This is a genomic window from Ewingella sp. C233, assembly GCF_055407225.1.
In genome coordinates this window covers 843,366-868,454 of the sequence record NZ_JBUZRI010000001.1, presented here as the reverse complement: position 1 = coordinate 868,454, position 25,089 = coordinate 843,366, and the positions used below count along the sequence as shown (strand labels likewise).

Below are 25,089 nucleotides of genomic sequence, written 5' to 3'. Positions count from 1 at the left end.
TTGAAATGTCCGTTTCTAGTACGAAGCAGACAAGCTAGTTGGACTGAATCTCCGCTATGAGCGAGGAGCGGACATTTTCCTGCTGACGGAGGCTGATAAATGAATGGTATTTTCATTCATTTCATAGTTTTTTATAATGTTTTGTTATAATTAAAACCTGCCATAAACGTTCTCTTTCCGCTAGTATCAAAGGACAGCATTGCTACTAGGATAACGAGAATGTTTAATTTAACCATCGATGAATCAGCGTCGCCAGTTTCCCGCGAAACCGTTGAGCGGACAGCCTATTCTTTGGGAGTTAGTAGTTTTACGTTCACTCCATTACCTTATAATGAGCTATCAAAAAAACTAGGATATGAAGCAAGTTTGCTAATGCTATGCCTTTCAAAAAACCCTAATGTCAGCCTTCCTGCATTAAAAGGGACTGTAGAATTAATTTCTACACTAACTGAATATCCAGCGTTCAAAGTTAACTCGTTAACAATATCTAATAATGCCTATCCAGTTTTCACATTGGAGACATTGGCTGCTAACGGTATATTTTCAAACGATTTGGAATTTTCTACAAATATCTCTCATTGCTTTCGAATTAGTCCAGAATTAAAAGTACCAAAGATATCTCTAGGTTTGAATGCAAGAGGATCGTATGAATTAGACTTATCCTTGGAATTGGTGATTATTAAAGAATTGATTGAATACTCTGTAGCAAAAGTGATCGTTGAATTTGATGGCCCGATGCATCTTAATTCAGATAATGTTCGTAATGATAAACTAAGAGATTCTTATGTCCAAAGTCAAGGGGCTACGGTTTTTCGTATTCAGAGCGTGAACACACATGATCTGACCAAAATCCAGCAAACCGAGAAATCACATGAACAATTGATGGCACACATTGGAAATATTAAAGAACACTTCCGCACGAGACTATTCGAATTTTTAAAAACGTTTCATAATAGTTGATTAGCGACTATAAGTGAGTACCCCTCAATCAGAAATTATCACTTATAGCAATTCAGCATCAATCCAAATTAATGGCAATACCCCAGAGATTAGCTAATACACTAGCAACGTCCGCTACTGGCACGTAGAGGAAGTAAATACCAGTACTAAAACCTAACTTTGAGACGGGCTAGTTCGAAGTATCTGCAAAACAAGACACAGGACTTTCGGGCCGAAAGCGGCGCTCCCCGGCATGCGAAGATGTTTGAAAGATACCAAGTCTGGGAGACTTCTAAAACAGGAGACAGCTCCTTCAAAACCTCCCCCACCTCTACTTCTCGGATCGCCCATCTCCACAACCAACGTTTCTCCATCTGCATGGAAAATGGACTGGTGACCTGCCAATGCCCAGTCTCAGACAGGGGATACAATTCACATTGTTCGAGGAATTTGTTAACGCAACCAGTGATATCCGCTGATTTATCCGGAAAACCAAAATGTGTTTATTTTTCTAAGTCATATCTTTTTCTAAAACAAATTTTCTTTTATTTTATAAAAATCGGATATTTTCTCAAGCACTGATGTAGGAATGGTTTTTTTGTTTATATTCAAACCTGCTTCAGTTTTTTTTAGTTTTGCGATGATGTATTCATCATCAATGTAATCTTCTCTCTCTCCAATGAAGTTTATTATGTACTCCTTTGCTTTTAAAGTTTTTGCCATGTGATTTTTTTCATTGAATAAAATATACACTTTGAAAATAGAATTGATGTGCTCATTAAAAATCGGCATTATTGGGAAAGATTCATCCATCTGTGTCAGGTCTGCCTTTACCTGAGTCCCCCACTTAGAAAACCCCCGAATTAACTCATCCCTCATAAAATATACGATTAACTCTGTACTTATAGTACTACTGGTTTCATCAAGTGATTTTGATATCGTGTACGAAAGTGGTGGCATTCCACAATGCTGAACAAAATTTCTGAGTTTATACATAAATCTATATGAAAATTTGCTGTCAAACTCTTTTGCCGTCAGCGCTTTAAATTCAGCTAATTCCGTTGAAGCCCCCCCATACCGCCTGTTAATACTGGTTTCCATATGGTCAAGTAAAGTTTTCACTGACATCATGTAGTTCAGTATTCGTGTATTCAAGATGAATGGAAAGGTTTTGAATGGATATGACCCCATAAAAGAAGGTTCTTTGGCTACTTTCATAACCGTTTCATTCAGAAGTTCCATAAATGACTCATAGTTCAATCTTACATATTCTACTAAAGCAAAGTCATTCACAAACTCCATAAATATATTTTTTTGTGTTTCATACCCTTCAACATCCTCATTGGTGAGTGGTCTTATTTCATTTATTGTGTTTACTTTACTTCCATCTGAAATTGATTCTTTAGCAAGAATTATAGTGGATTCGCTCAAGCTTACCTCCCTTATTAACTTTCTGTTAATCGATATGAAACCCTAAAATGGCACATTTCATCTGTATCAGATCGGCTTAAGTTGCCAAGAATAGCACCACCTTGATCAATACTTTAAGTTTTTTATTCCCCTCTCCACCAATGTCAGCTCATGGCACGAAGCAGACATTGATGGCATTAGAAGTATGAGAGTGCCAATGTCATACTGGACACACCCGTAATTCTGTCAAGTCTATGCAGATTGAAATCAGTGGGAGAATCATGGATATCCAACTCACAAACGTCACCCCGGACAGCCCAGGATTTGCTGAGTTAAAATCGCAGAGCATGGCTGAAGGATTTAACATGTTACGCCGACTGGAAGATAACTGGCTTAGCGGACTGAACCGCTTTGACAGACCCGGAGAAAAACTAATTGGAGCTTCTGTAGATGGATTAATCGTTGGCGTTTGCGGACTCAACGTTGATCCATTTACGCTAAAAACTGGCATCGGACGTCTGCGACATCTCTATGTAGACTCAGGATGGAGAAAAAGGCAGGTTGGCAGCGCCCTGCTCAGTGAAATACTTAAGGATTCTGGCCACTGGTTTGATTTTATCAACACAAACGCTCCTCCATCGGCATTCACCTTCTATGAACGAGCTGGCTTTATTGCTTTAACTGGCATAGAAAAAGTCACGCACCATCTATGCCTCAGAGACCCAGCGCGTTAATACAGTCACGTGCTAGACAGACCGCATATTCTGTCCAGTGAACCAATTTTCAGGAGCGCCTGCCCAGATACAGCCCTGACGCAACCAAACCGTACCACTTTCAGGCAAATCAGAGCCATTACAGTTAAATCCGCTCCGCCTTGGACACACTGGGTTTTCTAACCAAGCATGCAGAACGGCGACTGAAACATCTTCAGGAAATCAAAGGAACTGACAGACAGCTTTGAACGAACAGCGGACTAAGATAGTAATATGAGAGCATCAATGTAAATTTTCGGGCAATTCATGCTCAAAACATGTATGAAATTTCTTTTTATATGTGATTAAGAGGGCTTTAAATGTGTGCGGTTGGTGAATTAAAGATGAAGTATCCAAGCGCGAATGCTTGGCAATTTGGTGATAGCCCAGAACTGGCCAACGAACTTGCAGACCTTATTATAAAAGGGATTAAAACGGCCTCATGCGGTTCTTTTGCAACTTACCAGCAAGAAGAATATGCACCGAGGATTGGGAGTTATAACATCATCCTTGATAGCCAGGATGTACCCGTGTGCGTTATCAGATTGGTTTCGATGCGACTCGTGCGTTTTTGTGATGTTACCGCCGACTTTGCCCGAAAGGAAGGTGAAGGTGATTTGAGCCTTGAGTATTGGCAGAACGAACATCAGAAGTTTTTTACTCGTGAAGGTTATTTCTCTGATGAAATGGAGCTGATCGCAGAAGAATTTGAGGTTGTTGAGGTTTTGTGAACCGAACAAAGTATCTGCATCTCAGATGAGAAAAATATCGTAGCGTTTTACCCACTGCAACTTATATCAACGTCCGCTTCTGGCACAGGGCTGCTGTTGCAGCCCTGACAACCTTAGACTTCAATTGATTCAGAGATCTCTAACGCATCATCGACTTCAATGCCCAGATAACGCACTGTGCTTTCTAGTTTCTTATGACCCAACAGAAGTTGGATCACCCGGAGATTCTTGGTCTTCTTGTATATCAGGTAAGGTTTTGTTCTTCTCATGGAATGTGTGCTGTACAGCGAATCTTCGAGACCAAGCTTTTCTACCCATCCATGAAAAATACGGTTGTATTGCCGGGTTGAAATGTGTTGGCAGGAACCGACCCGAGATTGGAACAAGTAGTCTTTACTGTGCAGATTGCCCCGCTTTATTAGCGCTGCAACTGCTTCTCTTGTCCCTTTGGTTATCTCAAATTGGACGGGGCTACCGGTTTTCTGTTGTAACACCGTTGCTCTGCTCGAAACAGAACTGCCATATGCAACATCTGATACTTTGAGTTTTACCAAATCACAGCCCCGAAGTTTACTGTCTAAAGCCATATTGAACAGGGCTAGATCGCGTGTTTTTCCTTCCAGTTCAAGTCTGATTCGAATCCCCCAGATATGAGATATCTGAAGCGGTCTTTTTTGTCCGATGATACGATTTTTGTTCCACGGTGACGTGTTCATGCCCAAACCTCCTGCAATGTAGGAGATTTAAGTATGATTGTCCCTCATGAGCGACAAGCGGATGTTATGCCTGAAATAATGTCCCTTTAGTTTGAAGAGGACTTAAAGGAATAAGATAAAATTTACATGGCCGTAACCCAGTTAATCCCGAAATCCGGCCATGTAAGAACTTTCCAGGTTCTGAAATGAAATCAATGGCAAGTTGATTCTGATTGTCATATTACGGTTAGGCCGTATTTAACGGATGTTAAACCAGCCAGTCGTTTCCTCAATTACACGCCACAGTTTCTGGGGTATAGCAAGTTGCTCTACGTCTGATGCAGCAATATTGAGAGCAATTTTTCCTTCAGCTTTGCCATCTGCAAACTTAACCCAGTCTGGGTTCATAACCATACCCTGACCTACGGCCGTCAAAGATACCCCTGTTTTAACAGCATCCTCGGCTTGCTCTGGTGTTCGCAAATGCCCGGCAACAATCAGAGGTATACGTCCAGCAAGGTGATCGCGCACGATTTCGATGACTTTGGGGCCATTCGGTGCATCAACGGGTCTGGCTTCAAGTGCATTACCGAGTGATACATGAAGATAATCAATACCCTCATCGACCAGGCGGTCAACCAGCTGAAGCGACTCATCAATGCGCAACCCATCTTCGTAATGCTCATCCAGTGAAATGCGGTATCCCATCAGGAAGGGATTGGTTGCATGCTCAGCAATCGTTTTACGCACACTCTTAATGACGCTGAGTGGGAAACGCATACGGTTTTTAAGAGAGCCGCCCCATTGATCCTCTCTACGGTTGGAATGAGGTGAGAAAAAATTCTGAAGTAAAAAGCCATGAGCACCATGTAACTCAACACCATCAAATCCTGCTTCTATTGCACGGCGAGTTGCTTCCCCGAAATCCTGAATAACAGTTTCGACTTCAGTGCATGTCAGTTCACGAGGGGTAACGGACGGTGCGAAAGGACCGGCGTCACCGGGAATAGCGCTTGCAGCTACAATATCCGAAACCAGTTCAGGGCTGGTTTTCACACCTGCATGGAATATTTGTAAGATTGCCGGTGCTCCACCGCTTTTTGCAGCAATAGCAAGGCGCTTTAAACCGGGAATAAATTTGTCGTCATACGCAGCAAACTCTCCCGTAAACCCAATGCCGTTTTCCTGAACATGTGTACAGCCAGTAATGACCAGCCCGATGTCCTGAACGCGTCGACGATAATATGCTTCTTCCTCATGAGATACCGTGCCGTCATCATTACCCGCCCAGGTCGTCATCGGGGCCATCACAATACGGTTGCGCAGCGTCACACCTTTACCGAGGGAAAAGCTTTCAAGTAGTGGAGTTTGTTTCATGGATAGTCATACCTATGCGAGATTTTTCTTGAAGAAAGGAGCCAGCTTACTCGCTGCAACCGTTGCACCCTGACCATTATAGAGGTCCATATGCGTGGCACCCGGAATGATATGCAGCGTTTTTTGAACAGAGGCCGCAGTGTTGTGTAATTCCTGGCTGTGCCAGAGCGATCCTGCTTTACTACCGGCAACAATCAGAAGTGGTTGTGTTAAATAGACATCCGCCCCTTCAAATCCGGTGAAAGACGCCAACGTACTGATACTTGTCATCAGCATTTGATTGGTAGACGTCGGATATTTTCCGCGTTCGGTCAGATAGTAGTCCGCAGCTTCCTGAAGATCTTTTGGGGCACTGGTATCACCCAATTTGGGCACATAGTTGACATAAACTGGTGCGCCGCCTGCTGCTTCGACTGTGCGCTGTTTAGCAACCGCATCCAGAGTTGGAATGAGTTCAGATTCTGATGTTGTTCCCTCCCAGCCTTTACGGGTCGCCGCTCCAACATCTACGGCACTGACCGTTGCCAGCGCTTTGATTCGGCGTTCCGTCATCGACGCTTTAACCGTGATACCACTGCCTGCACAAACGCCTAATGCGCCGATTCGATTATTATCGACATAAGGGAGAGTCGTCAGGTAATCGACTGCGCTATAGAAATCGACGACTCGCTTCATGGGATCATCAACAAAACGCGGTAATCCGCCACTAGCCCCCTGATGGGAGGCATCAAACGCCAGAGTGACAAATCCTTCTTTAGCCAGTTTTAGGGCATAAAGTCCAGCTGTCTGTTCCTTAACGCCACCACCAGGGTGGACAACCACAATAGCAGCGTATTGACGGTTTTCGCTGAAATCCGGGGGGACGTAGACATTTCCGGACATCATTATCTCATTGTTCCGGAACAGGACGCTGGTGACTGTGATGCCATCTACGTGTGTAGTGGTGCCAGATGTATTAGGTGTAGGTGAGAGCATGGCTGAGGCATGACCCGCCATCAGTAACCCTGCTGAGGCCACTGAACTCGTCAGGATAAAATTACGGCGACTTAACCCACCTGTTTTTTTACTCATTGCAAGACTCCTTCATATACATGATGGCGGCCCTGGCCGCTGAAAGAACATGGATTGTTTCAGCGGCCATCTTAATCTCTTTAGTATTGAGAAATTAGATGCTTAATTTCGCATGGGCTTAGAAGGAGGTTTTATTAATAGGGTTATAAGTAACTGAGTTCGATATGGACCAGGACAAACAGCGCTCAAAGGTTATGGGGTACGGAGTGCTTCGAGCACAAGTGCAAATGCCGGAGAATGTTGTAGACGGCTGGGGTAGTAAAGATGATAGGGGGGACGCGGTGGGCACCAGTCTGTCAGCACCTGGACTAACATCCCGTTTTCAAGATAATTCTCCACGGTATCTAGCGGCAGATAAGCAAGTCCCAGTCCATCAAGGGCGGCCTGCCTCATCATATTTATTGTGCTGAAAGTTGCTCGTCCATCAATACGGACCTTAATGTCAGTCTCATCCTTGCGAAACTCCCAGGTATAGAATCCGCCATGAGTGGGTAGGCGTAATCTGATACAGCTATGATCGTTTAAATCACGAGGCGTTCCCGGATAGGTCTTCCCCATGAAATAAGAGGGTGCTGCGACCACTGCAAAACGGAAGTCCTTGGCAAGTGGCAGGGAAACCATATCCTTATCGACCTGTTCGCCCAACCGAACGCCAGCATCATAACGCTCAGCGACAATATCTTTGAGTCCGTACTCGCTGATAATTTCAATGTTGATATCGGGATACTCAAGCATCACCGGGGCGAGTTTAGGCCAGAGAATTGTATCGGCTGCATGTTCAACGGCAGTAATACGCACAGTACCGGCTGGTTTTTCTCTCAACCCGCTGAGTGCGGCGATCTCACTTTCAATTTCGTCAAAATATGGTCCTATACGGGAAAGTAGCCGCTCGCCAGCTTCTGTCACAGAAACGCTACGGGTGGTACGGGTAAGAAGACGAAGGCCAAGATCTGCTTCTAGAGTCCTTACGGTGTAGCTCAGCGCCGACTGTGAGACACCTAACCGAGCGGCCGCTTTTGTGAAGCTTTTTTCACGGGCTACTGCGATAAAGGCTTGGTAATCGTTCACATTTTTTCGGCGCATTTATTGACCAGGTTCTTTTGGATTAATGTTTCTTACTTATAAAATAATTCCTGGCGTGGAGGTTTGTCTATTGGTAACGATCCAACGTTCCTCATCCACGACAAGTATCCATCAGCACTCACTAATGCTCAATAGAACCAAGGCTTACCAACTTCCGCTTTTGGCGCATGGCTGACTGTCGGATCAGTGGCCATGGCTCCGGCTGAGTTGTTTGGCACGGAATTTACGGTCGTCGCTCATTCCAACATATAAGCGTTTTCATCGTAGTGTATTGAAACTATTCCGTAAGCCGCTTGCCAGTTGCGTAAACACCTCAATAATTTTTGGCAACGCCCTTTGCGGATCGTCGCTCGCAGCAATCCATAGTGCGGAATTCAGCGCAGCACTGTTTAACAGATGTGCCGCAGCATCCGCGTCTACCGGTTTGAGTATGCCGCGTTCGATCAACTTTACGACAGTCTGGCGGGTGGATTCGAGGCAGCTATTCTGGCTGGGCCATTGTGCAGGATCCCCAAGAAAAGCCGGACCATCAAGCAAAACGATGCGCCGTACTTCTGTGTCCAGCGCCATCTTAATGTAAGCAATCCCTTCAGCCAGCAGCCTTTCCCAATCGTCACCGGCAGTCGCGGCGGCGGCTTTGGCTCGTTGTGCCATTTCACCATCTACTTGTGCAACAACAGCGGCAAGTAGCCCCTTTTTATCACCAAAGTTGTGGTACAGCGCCCCACGTGTCAGGCCAACACTAGCGGTTAATTCATCCATTGATACGGCAGCAAAACCTTTTTCGGCAAAGGATTTCCGCGCTGCCGTAATCAATTTGGCGCGGTTCTCTTCCATTGTTTCGGCGCGACGTTTGGCGGCCATAAGATCCCCTTTTTGACATACGTGACGTATATTATTTGACATACGCGGCGTATGTGTGATTAATTCAACATACGCCGCGTATATTAAATCAATTTTACATGCCGCGCATCCCGCATCCCGCATTACACATTGACTTAAGAAAGGAAATTCCATGATCCAGCGTGAACCTATTTTTCCTGCTAACCGTCATGCTCTCTATGAAGAGCACGGCTATTCAGCCGCGATCCGTTCTGGTGATATGTTGTTCGTTTCCGGTCAGGTTGGTAGCCGCGCCGACGGTACGCCGGAGCCGGATTTTGCCGCGCAGGTACAACTTGCATTTGATAACCTGGCAGCGACTCTTGCAGCAGCGGGTTGTACGTTTGACGACCTGCTGGATGTCACGACCTTTCATACTGACCCGGAAAATCAGTTTCCGACGATTATGCAGGTGAAACAGTCAATTTTCCCGCACCCCCCTTACCCGAACTGGACAGCCGTTGGTGTTACCTGGCTTGCGGGATTTGATTTTGAAATTAAGGTTATTGCCCGAATCCCAGCACCAACCTCCGCAGGCTGACAGACCTTGATTGTACCCCGTATCTGTTGGTGATCATTTTGGTTGTCATAACCCGTTCGGAATTCAGCTTTAGTTTCTCTATCAGCACGTTACTGACTACAGTGTTCCCAGTCAGAGGAGCCCGATTAAAGAAACTTAAGCGGGCTTTTTGTTTTTGTGATTTTGGTTTTTATAAATAGCCAGATTCGTCAGTCGGCCAAAAATTGGTTATCATCCGCTCCCACTTTCCATCCCGGTAGCCTGATGTCTGCGATTATCGATACCTTTATTGCTCCACCGTGCCATGACGAAATCGAGATCCTCTATCAGGACGACCATCTGGCGCTTATCAATAAACCTGCCGGGCTGCTAAGCCTCTCGGGGAAAAATCCGCAAAATCTCGATTCGGTGCATCACCGGCTGGTACAAATATTCCCCGGCTGCACGCTGGTCCACCGACTGGATTTCGGGACGTCCGGGTTGATGGTGATTGCACGCAATAAGGCGATAAATGCCGCCCTCTGCCACCAGTTCAGCCAGCGCACCGTGACCAAAATGTACAGCGCCCTGCTCTGCGGGCATCTTGACGACAACCAAGGAGTGATAGACGCAGCCATCGCTAAAGACCCGGCGCTGTTCCCGCTAATGTCAATTTGCGCAATCCACGGCAAGCCCGCCCGCTCCACCTATCAGGTTGTTGATCGCTTTTATCATGAATGGGAAGACGGGACGTTGCTGCCATTAACGCGGGTAGTGCTTACTCCGGAAACCGGGCGGACTCATCAGCTGCGCATTCACTGTCAGCAGTTGGGCCACCCTATTTGGGGTTGTGACCTGTATGGCGGCCGCCTGCTGCCGGGTACCGAACAGACATCGCGGCTGATGCTGCACGCCAGTGAGCTGCATTTTGTTCATCCCATTGGCGGGGAGCAGATCAAAGCCAGCAACAACAGCCCGTTCTGAACGCGGTCATTACCACATCAAATCATCGGGCACTTTAAAGTCGGCATAAGGATCTTCTTCATCCTGCTCTTCCTGGCTCAGCGTGCTGTTTAATACGATACTGCTGGCATCGCGCTGTGCAATTTTATCGGCAACGATAGCGGGGATAATCGCGTATTCACTTTTGCCACTGCTATCCACAACCAAACGGGCAATGGCGAGACGGCCACTGATCAGCTGAGCCTGAGTGGTTTTATCCACATCGATTTTTTTAATTAAATTATTATCTGTGAAGTTAAAACCAATATTGCCTTTTGAAATGTCGATTCTGTTCATTTCAATCAGCTGCTTCACCTGCGCTTTATGCTCTTTAGATAAAGCCGCTTGTTTTTGCTGTTCGCTCAACTGCTTATCACGCTCAAGTTGCGCTTTTTTGTTTTCTTCCACCGCCTCTCTTGCCTCACGAGCCTGAACGCGTGATTTTTTAGCCGTTCTTTGAACTTTGGCCATTTTCTTGCTGGTCACTAAACCCGCTTTTAGCAGTTGCTCTTGTAAGGAGAGTTTTGTCATTTTCTTTTCTAAGCCTGTTGGATATTTTCTGAGATTATACCTGTAATTTTCGAGGCTGTACCAGATTGCAGGACTTGATGGCTGTCTGGCTTGGTTTTAGAGCAAGGAGTCAAAGACTGGGACGCAAGCGAACAGTAATGAGAGGCTAACTTTCTGAATGACAGGTGATTTATCGATGAGTCTAAGCTAAAAATCACAGGGTGTTTCCGGTAGGTTTTACCAAAAAAATCAACATCCTATTTCTCTTTCATTTCTCCTTCTGTTCCATTTTGGGATATATTGGGAACACTCGCGTAAAATTATCTTTTTATAACAGGTGGCACCGGCAATGGCTCTGATCCCAAAAAACTATGCACGGCAAGAAAGCGGATACCGTGAGAAAGCACTAAAAATCTATCCGTGGGTATGTGGACACTGCTCGCGTGAGTTTGTTTATTCAAACCTACGGGAATTAACGGTTCACCATATCGATCACGACCATACCAATAACCCGGAAGACGGCAGTAACTGGGAGTTGTTGTGTCTGTTTTGCCATGACCATGAACACTCGAAGTACACGGAAGCTGACCAGTACGGCACAACCGTTGTGGCCGGCGAGGACGCGCAAAATGATGTGGATGCAGCGACCTATAATCCCTTTGCTGATTTAAAGTCGATGCTTATTAAGAAGAAATAATGTCCGCAGCCTCCGCGCCTGCTGCCAATCTAACGACCCGACCTGATGTGTCCCCATTAAAAAAGCCCGCATAAATTTCCTTAAGCGGGCTTTTGGCTTTTCAATTCTCTGTTACTTAATCACGCCAGCCCATTTCGGGAGCGACGTGTTTTAGGATAGATTCGATCACATGCACGTTGTAATCAACGCCCAGCTGATTCGGCACGGTCAGCAATATCGTGTCAGCCTCAGCAATCGCTTCATCCTGCTTCAATTGTTTAATCAGCGTTTGCGGATCAGCGGCGTAGCTGCGGCCGAATATTGCGCGGGTTTGTTCATCAAGATAACCAATTTTATCGCCATCGTTGCTGCCCGCGCCAAAATAGGCACGGTCACGGTCATTCATTAGGGCAAAAATACTGCGGCTAACGGAGACTCTTGGCGCATGTTGGTGGCCAGCTTCGGCCCACGCAGCTCGGTATGCCCGAATCTGGTTCGCTTGCTGAATATGGAAGGGTTCGCCAGTTTCATCAAATTTCAGCGTAGAACTTTGTAAGTTCATTCCGAGCTTCGCCGCCCAGACCGAGGTCGCATTGGTCGCGGCCCCCCACCAGATTCGCTCGCGCAAACCAGCAGAAAAGGGCTCTGGGCGCAAAAGACCCGGCGGGTTCGGGAACATGGGCTGAGGGTGCGGTTCGGCAAAACCTTTTCCGCGCAACACTTCCAGCAGCTCTTCGGTATGACGTCGCGCCATATCGGACTCCGTCTCGCCTTCTGCGGGACGAAAACCGAAATGCCGCCAGCCGTCGATAACCTGTTCCGGCGAGCCGCGGCTGATCCCCAACTGCAAGCGGCCACCAGATATCAGGTCCGCTGCACTAGCGGTTTCAGCCATATACAGCGGATTTTCGTAGCGCATGTCAATCACGCCGGTTCCGATCTCAATCTTGCGGGTTTTCGCGCCAATCGCGGCCAACAATGGGAAAGGCGAGCTCAGCTGACGAGCAAAGTGGTGCACCCTGAAATATGCACCATCTGCCCCCAACTCCTCGGCAGCTACGGCAAGATCGATAGATTGCAGCAACACATCAGCCGCCGAGCGGGTGGCCGACTGCGGGGATGGCGTCCAGTGACCAAACGATAAAAATCCAATCTTTTTCATAGCGTAGTTATCCTCATATTCCGGCTGAGCGTCAGCAGGAAAGCTCGGCATATCCTGGCAAGGTATGCCGTCGTCATGCGATTACTTTACGCGACTCTGGATGAGAATAAATTTCATTTATTTAACCTAAGGGTTCAGTTTATTTGACTAACTTCGTGGGGTTTTCAGTCAAAGGAACCTAATAGAGAAGCCCGCTTAACGCCATCTAAGCGGGCTTTTAACGTTCTAGCCGTTCACCACTTTCTTCGCATCCAGCGCCTTATGGATTGCCGCTTCCAGTTCATTGATTTCAAACTTCGCGACATAGCCGTCGGCGCCGACTTTGCGGACGTGATCTTCATTGGCACTCCCCGATAACGACGAGTGGATGATCACCGGAACGTTTTTCAGGAATTCATCGCGTTTAATATTCAGCGTAAGCGTGAAGCCGTCCATCTCCGGCATTTCCAAATCCGTTAAGACGAACGCGATTTTATCGGAAATGGGTAGTCCTTCTGCCTTGGCCTGTTCTGCGATTTTTTTAATATTGTTCCAGGCTTCAAGACCGGTGACGTGCATAACGTTGGGGATCTTCATCGAATCGAGACCACGCTCAAGCATGGACCGCGCGACTTTAGAATCTTCCGCCACAATCGCCACCGCGCCCGGTTTAAGATCAAAGGGCCGGGTTTGTGCGCTGTCTATTTGGGTATTCCGTTCCGGCGGCACGATGTCATACAGGATTTGCTCAACGTCGAGTACCAGCGCCAGGCGGTTGCTCGCAGAGTCGTTGTCCAGACGCGCAATGCTGGTGATATTACGGCTTTTCACGCCAGCCTCTGCGGCCAGTACCTGGCTCCATTCAAGGCGAACAATGTCATCTACCGACTCCACGGCAAAGGCCTGCGTGCTGCGCGCATACTCGGTGACCAGCAAAATGTTCAGGCCGGTTTTCGGTACACAGCCCACTACCGCAGGAAGGTCGATCACCGGAATAATTTCGCCGCGAATATTCGCGATGCCTAACATCGGTGACACCATGCCCGCCGCTTTGGTCAGCGGTGGCATCGGGACAATTTCACGCAGCTTGAATACGTTAATGCCGTACAGCTCAGACTGCTCCTCGTCCGCCGATGCCCCCAGACGGAACAGCAATAACTCGAAGCGGTTTGATGAAGTGAGATTGGTTCTCTCATCGATGTCTTTCTGAAAATTGTCCATACCTTCCCCAATGAGAAAATTTTGTGATGTGCACTTATCCATGTGTGTCGTGCAGAACTGATCTTATTATCGGCAAAAGGCAGGAAATACTTAGGCGTGTGAATGATGAAGAGTGATAAAAGAAAAGCCCGCCGGAGGTGACGCGGGCGGGCTTCGTTGGGTCAGAGGATTCGATTCGTCTACGACTGCGTATCCCGGTCCTCAACAGACAGCGACACCAGCCCGATCCCCAGTTTTCTCGGCTCAAAACCGCCACTGGTGCCTTCGGTTGGCTCCGTCGGCGACGGCGGCGTGATGATAATGCTCTGTGCCGTGCCCGGATTACTGAACTGTACGGTGATCGTTTCGTCTTTGTCGCTGAAGGTGACGAAATGCTCTTCTTCGCCCACTTTCACCGAAATCGGTTTGCCAATGTTATTGCCATAGGCGCGTGCGCGCAGTACGACGTCAAAGCTGGCGGGAAGCGGATCGACGTAATCAATTTTCACGGCCGGTGCCACATTGGCATCCGACCAGCGGCCCCAGTTTTCCACCGTGGAGACACCCGTAATGGCTTTCACCTGCTGCGGTAAACCGGGCAGCATAAAGGCGATGGCCACAGACTGGTATTTGGTTTGTTCGTCATCGATGTTCAGGGTTTTCACCGTCTCCTGATAGGCCTGCTGGCTACCGGCGCTCTCCTTGCTGAAGTCAACGCTGCCTTTGTACACCCCGCCATTGGCCTGCACGATCACCGGTTTCGAGCCCAAATTACCCGACGCGACACACAACCCCGTATTGAGTGAAAGTTCCGGCGCCCATACACGCCCCATCTCGTAACATTTATCCACCCAGACAAAGTTGTCACTGACGGTGAGCGAAGCCAGCTGTTTTTTCAGCGGTGTTGACAGGTAAACGTCAAACATCGGCTCAATTTTGTTGGGGGTGACTTTCAGAATAAACGGCGCTTTTATCGCCATGCCGGAGAAGGTAAAGGTATTGGCTTTATTATCCACCACATATTTGCTGATACTGTTCGGGAAGCCCCACTGCTTGATCACCGCTGGTTTCCAGCCGTCGATTTTCTCGTCGATATTCATAAACTGCGTCGCCAGTGACGTACTCGATATACCGCTGCGGCCAAGACCAATGAAGTTATCACCGCCCATAATATCGAGCACCGTGGCACCGTTATCGATGGTGCTGCGTTTAACGTTATTCAGTTCAGCCTGCGGGTTGCGGCCGTCCATCACGAAGAACAGATCTTTGCGGTTTTTCTTCGTCAGGATGTCATACGCGGTGTTATTCATCGCCAGATGGTCAGAGCTCACGACGATAATGGTGTTGTCGTAATAGCCGGAAGCTTTGATTTTGTCGATAAATGCCGCCACCAGTTGCTGGCTGCACGCCACTGCGCTCAGTGAGCGGTTCTCTTTTTTATTGTAGAAATACTCTTTTTTGGTGCAACCGCGCGAGATAAAACCGTCCGGATGGTGGGTATCCACCGTCAGGGTAAACAGCGAGAAAGGCTTACCGGCCTTGCTCAGTTCAATAAATTTTTTAAAGACTTCGTCCAGCAAAGTGTCGTCGTACCAGCCCCAGTCATTTTTATACTTAGGATCGGCCACTGTGCTGCGCAGTTCGTTGTAACCGTATAAATAGTCGAACCCGTGCGAGGTGAGGAAGGTTCCTTTACCGGCAAATGCCAGTTCCGCGCCCTGATAGAAATAGTTTTGATAGCCCGCCGCTTTGAGCACATCACCCAGGCAAACATTTTCCGGATAGAAGGTGGAAAGCGCGCTGGAAGCGTTACCGTCAAACGGCGCAAACAGCGGAATTCCGCACTGGGATGAGACCATACCGGCGATGGTGTAACCGGTCCCCGGCACCTGACGCGTGGCAGTAAAATCGATGCTGGCATCTTTGTGGCGTGCAAGTTCAGTGGTCAGCCCCGGGAAGGTCTGCTCATCGAAATAGGTTCTCTCCAGACTTTCGCCATAGATATAAACCAAATTCGGCTTTTTACCTTTAATCACCTTCTGTGGCACTTTGTAGTAGTCGTCAAAGTCGGCAGTGTCGCCACTGATTTGGGTTTTCACCAGCCGCGAAATGTTTTGGAACGCCTGCGTTGAGCCGACAGAAAACACCGCCAGCACCACGGCCAGTACGCTGAATTTCCAGCTGCTGTTATGGCTTTTGCGTTTTTTCAGGCACCAGACCAGCAGGCTGACAATCACCGCCAGCGCGACTACCAGACCCGAAAATGGCAGAATATATTTGGTCAGCCCCGCGCCTTTGAGGCTGCTGGTCACGGTGTAGAGCACCGCGTCGGTGATACCGTCGCCGGTAAAATAGTTACTGCCGATCAGCACCAGATTCAGAATGACGTATAAACAGAGGAAAAATAGCAACAGGGAAAACCAGACTCGCCCCGCAGAGGCCCGCCGTATATAGAGAAAAATGGACGATATAAAGAACAGGAATGAAACCAAATCTGAGACCATCTGCTGCGACCTGCGACATAAAAAGGTTAAAAACGGGGATCATGCCTGCGATGCGCAGGGGCCGTAAAAAACGGGGATGCGCTATATAGCGTAATAAAATCAGCAGGGTCAACGACTGTTTACTGCCTGATGCCACGAAAGTGTCATAAAGCCACAAAACATCCAAAAAATGTGATCTGATTCGCGCATTGCCGTAGTAAATTGTTCACTTAGATTCAATTATGTCGCAACATTCAGCAGCAGCAAGTTAAATTGTGCGGATGCCCGCAGGCCCGCACAATTTCGGTTAATTCTCAGGTGAAAACCGCTCAGATCCCGCCTAAGTAAGCCTTGCGCACTTCGCTGTCCCCCAGCAAATCCGCCCCGCTGCCGGTCATGCGGATCTGGCCATTCACCATCACATATCCCCGGTCTGAGAGCTTCAGCGCATGGTGCGCATTCTGTTCCACCAAAAATATCGTCATGCCACCCCGCGCCAGTTCCCGCAGCGTCTGGAAAATCTGCTTAACGATGATTGGCGCCAGCCCGAGGCTCGGTTCGTCCAGTAGCAGCAGTTTTGGCCGGCTCATCAGCGCACGCGCTATCGCCAGCATCTGCTGCTCACCACCGGATAAGGTCATCGCCCGCTGTTTTCGCCGCTCTTTCAGGCGGGGAAACAGCTCAAACAGGGTTTGCAGATCCTCAATTGCGTATTTATCGCCAATGGGAATGGTGCCCATCAGCAGGTTCTCCTCGACGGTCATATCAGGAAATACCCGCCGCCCTTCCGGCGACTGGGCAATGCCGCCGGAGGCAATAAAGTGCGTGGGCTTGCGGCTGATATCTTCGCCGCGAAACAAAATTTGCCCGCTGCGGATATGCGGCTGGCCGAAAATCGACATCAACAGGGTCGATTTTCCTGCGCCGTTGGCACCAATCAGTGCCACGGTTTCCCCCTGATTCACCGTCAGCGAGACGTTCTGCAACGCCTGGATCGCACCGTAATAGACGTTCACATCGCGAAATTCGAGCATGGCTTCACTCACCGGTCAGTCTCCTCGTCATCCGCGCCCAGATAGGCCGCAATCACCCGTTCGTCATGCGCAATCACCTGCGGCGTACCTTTGGCAATCACGTCGCCGTGGTCGAGCACAATGATGTGGTCGGAAATTTCCATCACCATGCCCATGTCGTGTTCAATCAACAGCACCGTGATCTGATGGTGGTCACGCAGGAAACGGATGATTTTACTCAGCGCCCGCGTTTCCACCGGGTTCAGACCCGCCGCCGGTTCATCCAGACAGACAACCTCAGGCCCCGTACACATGGCGCGGGCGATCTCCAGCCGCCGCTGCTGGCCGTAAGACATCTCACCGGCAAGCCGGTTGGCGCACTCCACCAAATCCACCACTTCCAGCCAGTAAAATGCGCGGTCCAGCGCGCGCTCTTCCGCCTGCCGGTAGCCCGGCGTATTGAGAATACCGGTGATCAGATTGCGGTTAGTCTGCATGTGCTGGGCCACCAGCAGGTTTTCCACCACCGACATGTCGCGGAACAGGCGGATATTCTGGAAGGTACGGGCCAGTCCGGCGCGGTTGACCTGATGAGTACCACCGAACATTTTATAGAACAACCGCCGCCCAAACCGTGGCGGATTCAGCCAGTCACCGGGCTGGAATTTCTGCCCGAGCACCTGGATCACATTGGTGGTTTTCAGACGGGTATTGAGCAGAATAGTGCCGCCGCTGGCTTTATAGAAACCGGTCAGGCAGTTGAATACCGTGGTTTTTCCGGCTCCGTTGGGGCCAATCAGCGCCGTAATCGAACCGCGTTTCACCTCAAGATTGACGTCATTAAGCGCTTTGATGCCGCCGAAATGCATCATCAGGTGTTCGACGCAAAGAATGTTGTCGCTGGTCTGCGTAAACACTTCACTCATGGCGCGACTCCTTTACGCACGGCAAACCCGCTGCGGCTGATGCGCATTAATCCGCGCGGCCGCCAGATCATCATCACTACCATCAGCACGCCAAACAGCAGGACGCGATATTCGGCAAAACTGCGCAGCAACTCGGGGGCAACGGTAAGTACAAACGCCGCCAGCACCACCCCGAGGGTTGATCCCATCCCGCCCAGCACGACAATGGCGAGGATCAAGGCGGATTCAAAAAAGGTGAACGACGTCGGGTTAACGAACCCCTGATAAGTGGCAAAAAATACCCCCGCCAGCCCGGCTGTTGAGGCCCCGAGCGTAAAGGCTGAGAGCTTGACCAGTACGTGATTCAACCCCATCGCCCGACAAGCGATCTCATCTTCCCGCAGCGCTTCCCACGCACGGCCAATCGGCATGCGGGTCAGCCGGTGTTTGATGTAGAGCACCAGCAGTACCACCAGAATCAGGATGCCGTAGATAAAGATGAATTTCAGATTGGGGTTATAGGGAATATGCAGGAATTCGTGAATGGGCACGCCGCCCTCTTTCGCCCTCCGGCCAAACTCCAGACCGAAAAAGGTCGGCGGCGGCGCGGAGATGCCGTTCGGCCCGCCGGTAAAACTGACCCAGTTGTTGAGCACCAGCCGAATGATTTCCCCAAAGCCCAGCGTGACAATCGCCAGATAGTCACCGTGCATACGCAGCACCGGAAAGCCCAGAAGCGCACCCGCCATGGCTGCCATAATGGCTGCGATGGGCAGCATCGACCAGAACCCCAGCCCGAGATATTGATAGCCGAGCGCCAGCCCGTAAGCGCCGATGGCGTAAAAGGCCACGTACCCGAGATCCAGCAGGCCCGCAAGCCCGACCACGATATTCAGCCCGAGCCCCAGCAGCACGTAAATCAACCCCAGAATAGCCACGGTCAGAATGTATTTGGTCGCCACAAACGGAAAGAAAGCCGCCAGCACCAGGATCAGCGGAATGACCCAGCGCAGATTACTTTTGTGCCCCACGGGCCTTACGTAAACGCCCGCGCTGTCGGCTTCAAAACGCTGCATCGCCCGCTGGCCGGTGGACGTCTGTAAGAACACGCTGAGCAGAAAACGCCCGGCCATCACTGCGGCAACTATCCACACCAGCCGCAGCGCGTGAAAATTAAAGCTGTAGCCGTCGAGCACCACGCCGACAATCGGCCCGAAGATAATTAAGGCGATAAGCCCGGCCAGTACCGCGTCCAGCAGGCAGGGTTTGAGTTGAATACGCGAGGGCATTGTGTGTTCAGACATCATTCCCCCTTAGACCTTAGCCACAACGGGACGGCCAAGCAGCCCCTGCGGACGGAAAATCAAAATAACCACCAGCAGCCCGAAGGAGAAAACGTCTTTGTAATCGGAATTCACCATGCCCGAGAACTGCGCTTCGGCAATACCTAAAATCAGCCCGCCGAGCATGGCACCAGGCAACGAGCCGATGCCCCCCAGCACCGCCGCCGTAAAAGCTTTGATGCCAATGATAAACCCGGCGTAAAAATCGAAAGTGCCATAGTTCATGGTCACCAGCACACCCGCCAGCCCTGCCATCGCCGCGCCAATCATAAACACCAGCGAGATCACCCGATCGGTGTTAATACCGAGGATCGAGGCCATTTTGCGATCCTGCTGTGTGGCCCGACACATACGGCCCAGTTTGGTGTGCCCGATGATATAGGTCAGCACCAGCATCCCGACCAGCGACGCAATCAGGATAAAGATTTTGGTGTAGGTCATCTGGACAAAGCTTTCACCAATATGAAAACGCACCGCGCCTTCAATCATGGTCGGAATGCCCTGCTGGCGCGGACCCTGGCTGATTTGCGCGTAGTTTTGCAGAATAAGCGACATGCCGATGGCTGAAATCAGCGGCGCCAGACGGGTTGAATTGCGCAGCGGTTTATAGGCGATACGTTCAATTACCCAGCCATAAACGCCGGTCACCGCAATGGTAAACACCAGCGTGCCGAGAATCAGCAGCGGAAATGAGTGCAGACCAAAAAAAGACAACAGCGCCAGCGCAATGGCGCACAGATAGGCGGAGATCATGTAAACCTCGCCGTGGGCGAAGTTAATCATGCCAATAATGCCGTACACCATGGTGTAACCAATGGCGATCAGGCCATACACGGCGCCGAGCGTGATGCCGTTAAACAGCTGTTGCAGGAAGAATGAATCCATAAGTGCGCAGTCTCTTTTGGCGACCGCGCCCGGCTAAGGCGCGGTCTGATACGGGTTCAAAATGGCAAATAAATTAGCCTTATCACTGCACTTCCTGGTATTTGCCTTTGTCATCCCACTTATAGACGACGTAATCCGAGACTTTCAGGTCGCCCTTGCTGTCCCAGGACTTTTTGCCCATCACCGTATCAACGGAATTGGCTTTCAGCCACGCACTGGCTTTGGCGGAATCGGTGCCGCCGGTGGCTTTGAAGGCGGCGGCAATCGCCTGAACAGACGCATAGGAGTAAAGCGTATAACCTTCCGGCTCAAATTTATTGGCGCGGAATTTATCAATCACTGCTTTGCCGTCAGGGATCAGGCGCGGGTCTTTGCCGAAGGTCATCAGAATGCCGTTGGTATACTGCGGGCCACCGGCGGCCGTCACCATCTCTTCGTTGACGATACAGTCACCAGAGAAGAAGGTGGCTTTCACACCCTGTTCGCGCATCTGGCGCACCAGCGGACCCGCTTCCGGGTGGCAACCGCCGAAGAACACCACGTCCGGCTTGGCCGCACTGATTTTGGTCACCAGGGCGTTAAAATCTTTTTCACCGCGAGACAACCCTTCATACATCACTTCCGTCACGCCGCGTTTATTCAGCGCGGCTTTGGTGGCATCCGCCAGCCCCTGCCCGTAGGTGTCTTTATCGTGGATCACCGCAACGCGTTTGGCGTGCAATTTGTCGACGATATAATCACTGGCGACCAGCCCCTGCTGATCATCACGCCCGCACATGCGGAACATGTCGGCCATACCGCGTTCGGTAATTTGCGGGTTAGTTGACCCTGGGGTAATAGCAATAATGCCCGCATCGTTATAGACCTCAGAAGCAGGCATGGTGGAGGAGGAACAGAAATGCCCCACCACCGCCTGCACCTTGTCCTGATCCACCAGACGGTTCGCTACTGCCACCGCCTGTTTCGGTTCGCAGGCATCATCGCCCTGCACCAGTTTGATTTTCTGCCCGTTAATACCGCCTGCTGCGTTAATGTCTTCCGCTGCCTGCGTCGCACCGTGCCAGTACTGGTCACCGTAGGTGGCATTCGGTCCGGTAAACGGCCCCGCCACGCCAATGACAATATCCGCCTGCGCGGAAAATGCCGTCACCAGACAACCTGCCAGTAAAAGGGAAAGAGGATTTCTTATAAATTTCATCGACATCATCGTGATCCTTAGTAGCCTGTTTGAGCAAAATGGTTTTAATAAGAACGCATGAGCGTGGTCATAAATCCTGTAGCAAAAACACCAACAAAAAGCACTGAGGGGTAGAGTGGTTGAAATCTTCCTGGGGACGACTGCGGGGTTTCCTTACGGTTTTGCTAAAGGTGTAAACCTTAAGCAAAATTGCTGCCAGTGTTGCAACCGGCGATTGAATGCCGGGTCATTCTGATTATAGAGCGCGTGCAGCCACGCCCTGAGGCAAGTTACAGAAACAACGGCGGGATCACACCGCACTGCTTTGGTGCCGCAGCGGCAAAGCAAAGTAATGTGTCTGTGGGAGGTGCACCAAAATGAAACGGGGGAATTCCTGCTGACAGGTTCGCACTATTACGCTTCCTGACATTTTTATCCTTTGCATGTTGGGGTGGGTTGCTTTGTAATGCGGGCAGATGATTGCAAAGGGAAACAACTGAACAATGAAGATATTATCTTGCCTGACGGCCATCGCGCTGGCCCTGACGCTGTCTGGCTGCGCCGGTGATTATGTGATCAACACCAAGGCCGGTGACCAGCTTTTCGCCCATGGCGAACCCGACCGCGACCGCGATACCGGCATGACCAGCTACACCGACATGAACGGTGATTATCATCTGATGAATACCAATGATATTGCGGGGATTGTGAAGAAATAGGGGTATGGCGATCGAAACACACCGTTCCCGATCGCCTTTGCAGCCAGCCTGACTCACCGTCACTTTTGGAATACTCATCCTCATTAATCTGTCCCTTGTTACCGTAATTACTGGCGGCATGCGGGGGAAGATCTGCTCGTAAAACCGATGCCTGTGGGGCATCCAAGCACTCTGTAGATCTCAGAAACAACCTGCATCGTTGCGTCTTCGATCATTCCGTCATTGCGGCATAAGGCCCAGCCGTGGTTTGCAATTTCTCGCTCGAAAGCTTGGGTACAAGCGACATGATCTTCCAGCTTATGAATCACAGTACTACTTAGCCCACGCGGTCGGGCCGCGGCCCTGGCCCATGAAATATCAGGCGCTGTAACAACTCCGACATGCAGGTCTGGCGTTCGTACGTTTCGTTCAATGTTTAGCTGTAAAATCTTTGCAAAGGGAACCATCCGGCGAAACGCGGCTTCCGACGGGTACCACCGATCCATCAAGATGATGCTACCCGGTGGCTGTTTAGTCAGTATATGCTCGGAAATCCATGCACGGCTATCAGCAAAGCGCTCACAAACCTCCCATTCTAAATCCCGGGCGGGATTTCTGGCGAACCTGTTCACGAGGGCCATTGTTTCCCTCCTGTAAGGATCGCTTTTTTTCTCGCAAAGTCGGACCACCTTCTTGTTATCCGCCCTTAGTACTTTCGTAATGGCCTCCAACAGCGTGGTTTTGCCGACTCCCTTGGGCCCATCCAGAGAAATAAACAAGGGACGACTCATTCTTGCCATGATGATTGATGTACGGTTTTTGAAAAGCTCAAATCTGGCAAAAGCATCTTACTTCCTTCGTATGAAACGCTGACTACCTTCTTCGTTCGTCGTTGCCGCCTGGCACGTCAGTGCGAACCGAATGGAAGGTACTTATAACAAGACACTGATAAACATTCTGGCAATAGGTTTAACTCACAGGTCAAAAAAAGCTCACCGGCTAACGCGGTGAGCCTGCTTGCTTATTAACGTATTACACTAACATTTTCAAATTTCACCAGACCTTCAGCTTTATCACCTACTTGCTGAGCGACCGGGACGAAGACGTTGAGATCTTGCAGCCAAGCTAATTTTTCACTGGTCTCCAGTTGCCCTTCACTCTTTGCATGACACGCAACTGATAGATATTTCCCACTAAACTCAGGTGCAATGCTATGTGCGTCCCCCTCTCCCCTTACGTCACAGCGTAACGATGAAGCAGTGACTTTCTTATCGGAATCAATATTGTCCAATTGCGCCTGATATTGTTGACCTGTCACTAACGGGAAACGCAGATCCGTGTCTAACTTGCTGAGCAGTGAGGAACCTCTACTGATGGACATGGTGAACTTCAGCTGTAGCTGATTAGCCAGCGTTAAACGTTGCACCGTCCAGATACCATAATCTTCAAGCTTGCGTATATAACCATCCGGTTGTGCATCCAACTGTACTTTGACCTTACCTAACGCGCTGACTTCGGTATAACGAATCTGTTTAAAGCGCGGAAGCGCCCATGGTTTGATCAATGACTGCGCCTGGCGGTCAATGGCAGCAGACAGGGGGGATTTATTCAGCCACTGCGGATTATTATTACTCAGATCGGGCATGGATGGCCCCATCAACGTTGATGCTGGCTTGTTAACAGCGGGGACAAAGCGCCCTTCGGTTGTGAATGTTTTACCTGCTGGCAACTGGCAGAGCTGCTCGAAGCGTTGTGCCATTTGAGTGTTAATTTTGAAGCTACTCTTGCGGCGAACAATCTCAGCAGTGATGAGTGAGTCCGTAACGCGCCCGTCGCTATCGAAGTTCATTGCAGCGACAGCGTTCCCCTGATGGGTTTTACAGTTATACAAGTAGTGCTCGATCTTTAATTCAAGCGGCGCGTCGTAAGGCGGTTCCCAGATGATATCTGCAAAGTCATATCCCATGCGTACCGATAAAATGTCGCCAATACGCTGAATGCTATTAACATCGATAAGATTGGTAATGCCGAATTTAGACGTGGCTGATAATCTTTCCCACCGTGCATCTTTTATCGGTAGCGTGCAAACCGTCTGGATATCCTCTGCTGTCATCTGCTTATCATCCTGAGCAGGCGCATAACGGAGGTAGCTGGTGCCGTAAGAGCGAGCTTTGGTAAACCCCTCCGCATTCAGTAAATCCTTGTACAGAAGCTGTGCTTTGCCCTGTTTACAATCAACGGAACGCCATTGCTGAGCTGTTTTTCCGTTATTGAAGTTTAACGACACCATGTAATTCACACGATCGTGGATTCTGGTTACAGACAAGGGATTAGTGCCACCACCTATCAATGCAGGCTTATCAGCAGCCTGAACGAAAGAAAATGGGAGGAGAGACAGAAAAAAAAATGGGCGCATCAAAGGGCGTACGCAGTACATACATGTTCCTTCATATATTGATTAAGAAATAATGGTATCGGCATCAAGGAATAAATAATTAGTCTGACTTGATATGTACCTTATAGATCAAGGTGGTGGCGTGTTAGTTACGTCCATTTCTGGCACGAAGCAGCTATGTTAGAACAGCGCAGCTATGAGCGAAAAATGGAAGTTAACACA

Annotated in this window: 24 protein-coding genes; 7 read left to right on the top strand and 17 right to left on the bottom strand. The window is 49.5% G+C overall.

Features of this window, described 5'->3' with window-relative positions; all coding sequences use genetic code 11:
* Positions 1-219 precede the first annotated feature (219 nt).
* Positions 220-960: a DUF559 domain-containing protein gene (locus ACZRKO_RS03995; protein ID WP_463735952.1), complete on the top strand. Its 741-nt coding sequence runs from the start codon at positions 220-222 to the stop codon at positions 958-960.
* A gap of 507 nt (positions 961-1,467) precedes the next feature.
* Here ACZRKO_RS03995 and ACZRKO_RS03990 read toward each other — a convergent pair.
* On the bottom strand, positions 1,468-2,370 hold the full coding sequence (locus tag ACZRKO_RS03990; protein ID WP_057625862.1) for a hypothetical protein: 903 nt from the start codon (positions 2,368-2,370) through the stop codon (positions 1,468-1,470).
* A gap of 260 nt (positions 2,371-2,630) precedes the next feature.
* On the opposite strand from ACZRKO_RS03990, the gene ACZRKO_RS03985 reads away from it, so the two are divergent.
* Both ACZRKO_RS03985 and ACZRKO_RS03980 read left to right on the top strand, forming a co-directional pair.
* Positions 2,631-3,083 carry a GNAT family N-acetyltransferase gene (locus tag ACZRKO_RS03985; protein WP_463735951.1) on the top strand — a complete coding sequence of 151 codons (453 nt, stop codon included), beginning with the start codon at positions 2,631-2,633 and terminating at the stop codon, positions 3,081-3,083.
* A 338-nt stretch (positions 3,084-3,421) separates the two neighbouring features.
* Complete coding sequence (locus ACZRKO_RS03980) at positions 3,422-3,832, top strand: ASCH domain-containing protein (RefSeq protein ID WP_410151252.1); 411 nt, start codon at positions 3,422-3,424, stop codon at positions 3,830-3,832.
* Between the two features lie 113 nt (positions 3,833-3,945).
* On the opposite strand, the gene ACZRKO_RS03975 is transcribed toward ACZRKO_RS03980, so the two are convergent.
* The 5 genes from ACZRKO_RS03975 to ACZRKO_RS03955 form a co-directional block, all read right to left on the bottom strand.
* A complete protein-coding gene (locus tag ACZRKO_RS03975) occupies positions 3,946-4,548 on the bottom strand; it encodes a site-specific integrase (protein ID WP_259190811.1) in 603 nt (200 codons plus the stop codon).
* 237 nt (positions 4,549-4,785) lie between these two features.
* Complete coding sequence (locus tag ACZRKO_RS03970; protein WP_463735950.1) at positions 4,786-5,904, bottom strand: NADH-dependent flavin oxidoreductase; 1,119 nt, start codon at positions 5,902-5,904, stop codon at positions 4,786-4,788.
* A 12-nt stretch (positions 5,905-5,916) separates the two neighbouring features.
* Positions 5,917-6,975, bottom strand: coding sequence for an alpha/beta hydrolase (locus ACZRKO_RS03965; protein WP_463735949.1), 1,059 nt, complete (start codon positions 6,973-6,975; stop codon positions 5,917-5,919).
* 192 nt (positions 6,976-7,167) lie between these two features.
* Positions 7,168-8,058: a LysR family transcriptional regulator gene (locus ACZRKO_RS03960; protein WP_463735948.1), complete on the bottom strand. Its 891-nt coding sequence runs from the start codon at positions 8,056-8,058 to the stop codon at positions 7,168-7,170.
* A 258-nt stretch (positions 8,059-8,316) separates the two neighbouring features.
* Positions 8,317-8,922: a TetR/AcrR family transcriptional regulator gene (locus ACZRKO_RS03955; RefSeq protein ID WP_463735947.1), complete on the bottom strand. Its 606-nt coding sequence runs from the start codon at positions 8,920-8,922 to the stop codon at positions 8,317-8,319.
* A 151-nt stretch (positions 8,923-9,073) separates the two neighbouring features.
* On the opposite strand from ACZRKO_RS03955, the gene ACZRKO_RS03950 reads away from it, so the two are divergent.
* Positions 9,074-9,481 carry a RidA family protein gene (locus ACZRKO_RS03950; protein ID WP_463735946.1) on the top strand — a complete coding sequence of 136 codons (408 nt, stop codon included), beginning with the start codon at positions 9,074-9,076 and terminating at the stop codon, positions 9,479-9,481.
* 243 nt (positions 9,482-9,724) lie between these two features.
* Positions 9,725-10,423 (top strand): RluA family pseudouridine synthase, encoded by a 699-nt coding sequence (locus tag ACZRKO_RS03945; RefSeq protein ID WP_463735945.1) that lies wholly within the window; start codon positions 9,725-9,727, stop codon positions 10,421-10,423.
* A 9-nt stretch (positions 10,424-10,432) separates the two neighbouring features.
* Here ACZRKO_RS03945 and ACZRKO_RS03940 read toward each other — a convergent pair whose 3' ends face one another.
* The gene (locus ACZRKO_RS03940; RefSeq protein ID WP_463735944.1) at positions 10,433-10,972 is read right to left on the bottom strand and encodes a DUF2058 domain-containing protein; all 540 of its coding nucleotides are present in this window, start codon (positions 10,970-10,972) and stop codon (positions 10,433-10,435) included.
* A gap of 328 nt (positions 10,973-11,300) precedes the next feature.
* On the opposite strand from ACZRKO_RS03940, the gene yajD reads away from it, so the two are divergent.
* Positions 11,301-11,648: an HNH nuclease YajD gene (gene yajD, locus ACZRKO_RS03935; RefSeq protein WP_463735943.1), complete on the top strand. Its 348-nt coding sequence runs from the start codon at positions 11,301-11,303 to the stop codon at positions 11,646-11,648.
* 115 nt (positions 11,649-11,763) lie between these two features.
* Here the strand turns inward: yajD and ACZRKO_RS03930 are convergent, their stop codons facing one another.
* From ACZRKO_RS03930 to ACZRKO_RS03895, 8 genes are all read right to left on the bottom strand, one after another.
* Positions 11,764-12,789 carry an LLM class flavin-dependent oxidoreductase gene (locus ACZRKO_RS03930; RefSeq protein WP_463735942.1) on the bottom strand — a complete coding sequence of 342 codons (1,026 nt, stop codon included), beginning with the start codon at positions 12,787-12,789 and terminating at the stop codon, positions 11,764-11,766.
* Between the two features lie 225 nt (positions 12,790-13,014).
* A complete protein-coding gene (locus ACZRKO_RS03925; RefSeq protein ID WP_463735941.1) occupies positions 13,015-13,989 on the bottom strand; it encodes a chemotaxis protein in 975 nt (324 codons plus the stop codon).
* Between the two features lie 179 nt (positions 13,990-14,168).
* A complete protein-coding gene (opgB, locus tag ACZRKO_RS03920) occupies positions 14,169-16,472 on the bottom strand; it encodes a phosphatidylglycerol--membrane-oligosaccharide glycerophosphotransferase (protein WP_463735940.1) in 2,304 nt (767 codons plus the stop codon).
* Positions 16,473-16,780: 308 nt separating this feature from the next.
* On the bottom strand, positions 16,781-17,497 hold the full coding sequence (locus tag ACZRKO_RS03915; RefSeq protein WP_463735939.1) for an ABC transporter ATP-binding protein: 717 nt from the start codon (positions 17,495-17,497) through the stop codon (positions 16,781-16,783).
* On the bottom strand, positions 17,494-18,390 hold the full coding sequence (locus ACZRKO_RS03910) for an ABC transporter ATP-binding protein (RefSeq protein ID WP_463735938.1): 897 nt from the start codon (positions 18,388-18,390) through the stop codon (positions 17,494-17,496). The genes ACZRKO_RS03915 and ACZRKO_RS03910 overlap by 4 nt, the downstream gene beginning before the upstream one ends.
* The gene (gene livM, locus ACZRKO_RS03905) at positions 18,387-19,673 is read right to left on the bottom strand and encodes a high-affinity branched-chain amino acid ABC transporter permease LivM (protein WP_463735937.1); all 1,287 of its coding nucleotides are present in this window, start codon (positions 19,671-19,673) and stop codon (positions 18,387-18,389) included. Before livM ends, ACZRKO_RS03910 begins: the two co-directional genes overlap by 4 nt.
* A 9-nt stretch (positions 19,674-19,682) precedes the next feature.
* Complete coding sequence (locus ACZRKO_RS03900) at positions 19,683-20,597, bottom strand: ABC transporter permease subunit (RefSeq protein ID WP_463735936.1); 915 nt, start codon at positions 20,595-20,597, stop codon at positions 19,683-19,685.
* 82 nt (positions 20,598-20,679) lie between these two features.
* Complete coding sequence (locus tag ACZRKO_RS03895; protein WP_463735935.1) at positions 20,680-21,801, bottom strand: branched-chain amino acid ABC transporter substrate-binding protein; 1,122 nt, start codon at positions 21,799-21,801, stop codon at positions 20,680-20,682.
* A gap of 476 nt (positions 21,802-22,277) precedes the next feature.
* Between ACZRKO_RS03895 and ACZRKO_RS03890 the strand changes: the two genes are divergently transcribed.
* Entirely contained in the window at positions 22,278-22,493 is a 216-nt protein-coding gene (locus ACZRKO_RS03890) for a YgdI/YgdR family lipoprotein (protein ID WP_463735934.1), read from the top strand.
* Between the two features lie 107 nt (positions 22,494-22,600).
* Here ACZRKO_RS03890 and ACZRKO_RS03885 read toward each other — a convergent pair whose 3' ends face one another.
* Positions 22,601-23,263, bottom strand: coding sequence for a dTMP kinase (locus ACZRKO_RS03885; protein WP_463735933.1), 663 nt, complete (start codon positions 23,261-23,263; stop codon positions 22,601-22,603).
* Between the two features lie 233 nt (positions 23,264-23,496).
* A complete protein-coding gene (locus ACZRKO_RS03880) occupies positions 23,497-24,909 on the bottom strand; it encodes a hypothetical protein (protein ID WP_463735932.1) in 1,413 nt (470 codons plus the stop codon).
* Positions 24,910-25,089 lie beyond the last annotated feature (180 nt).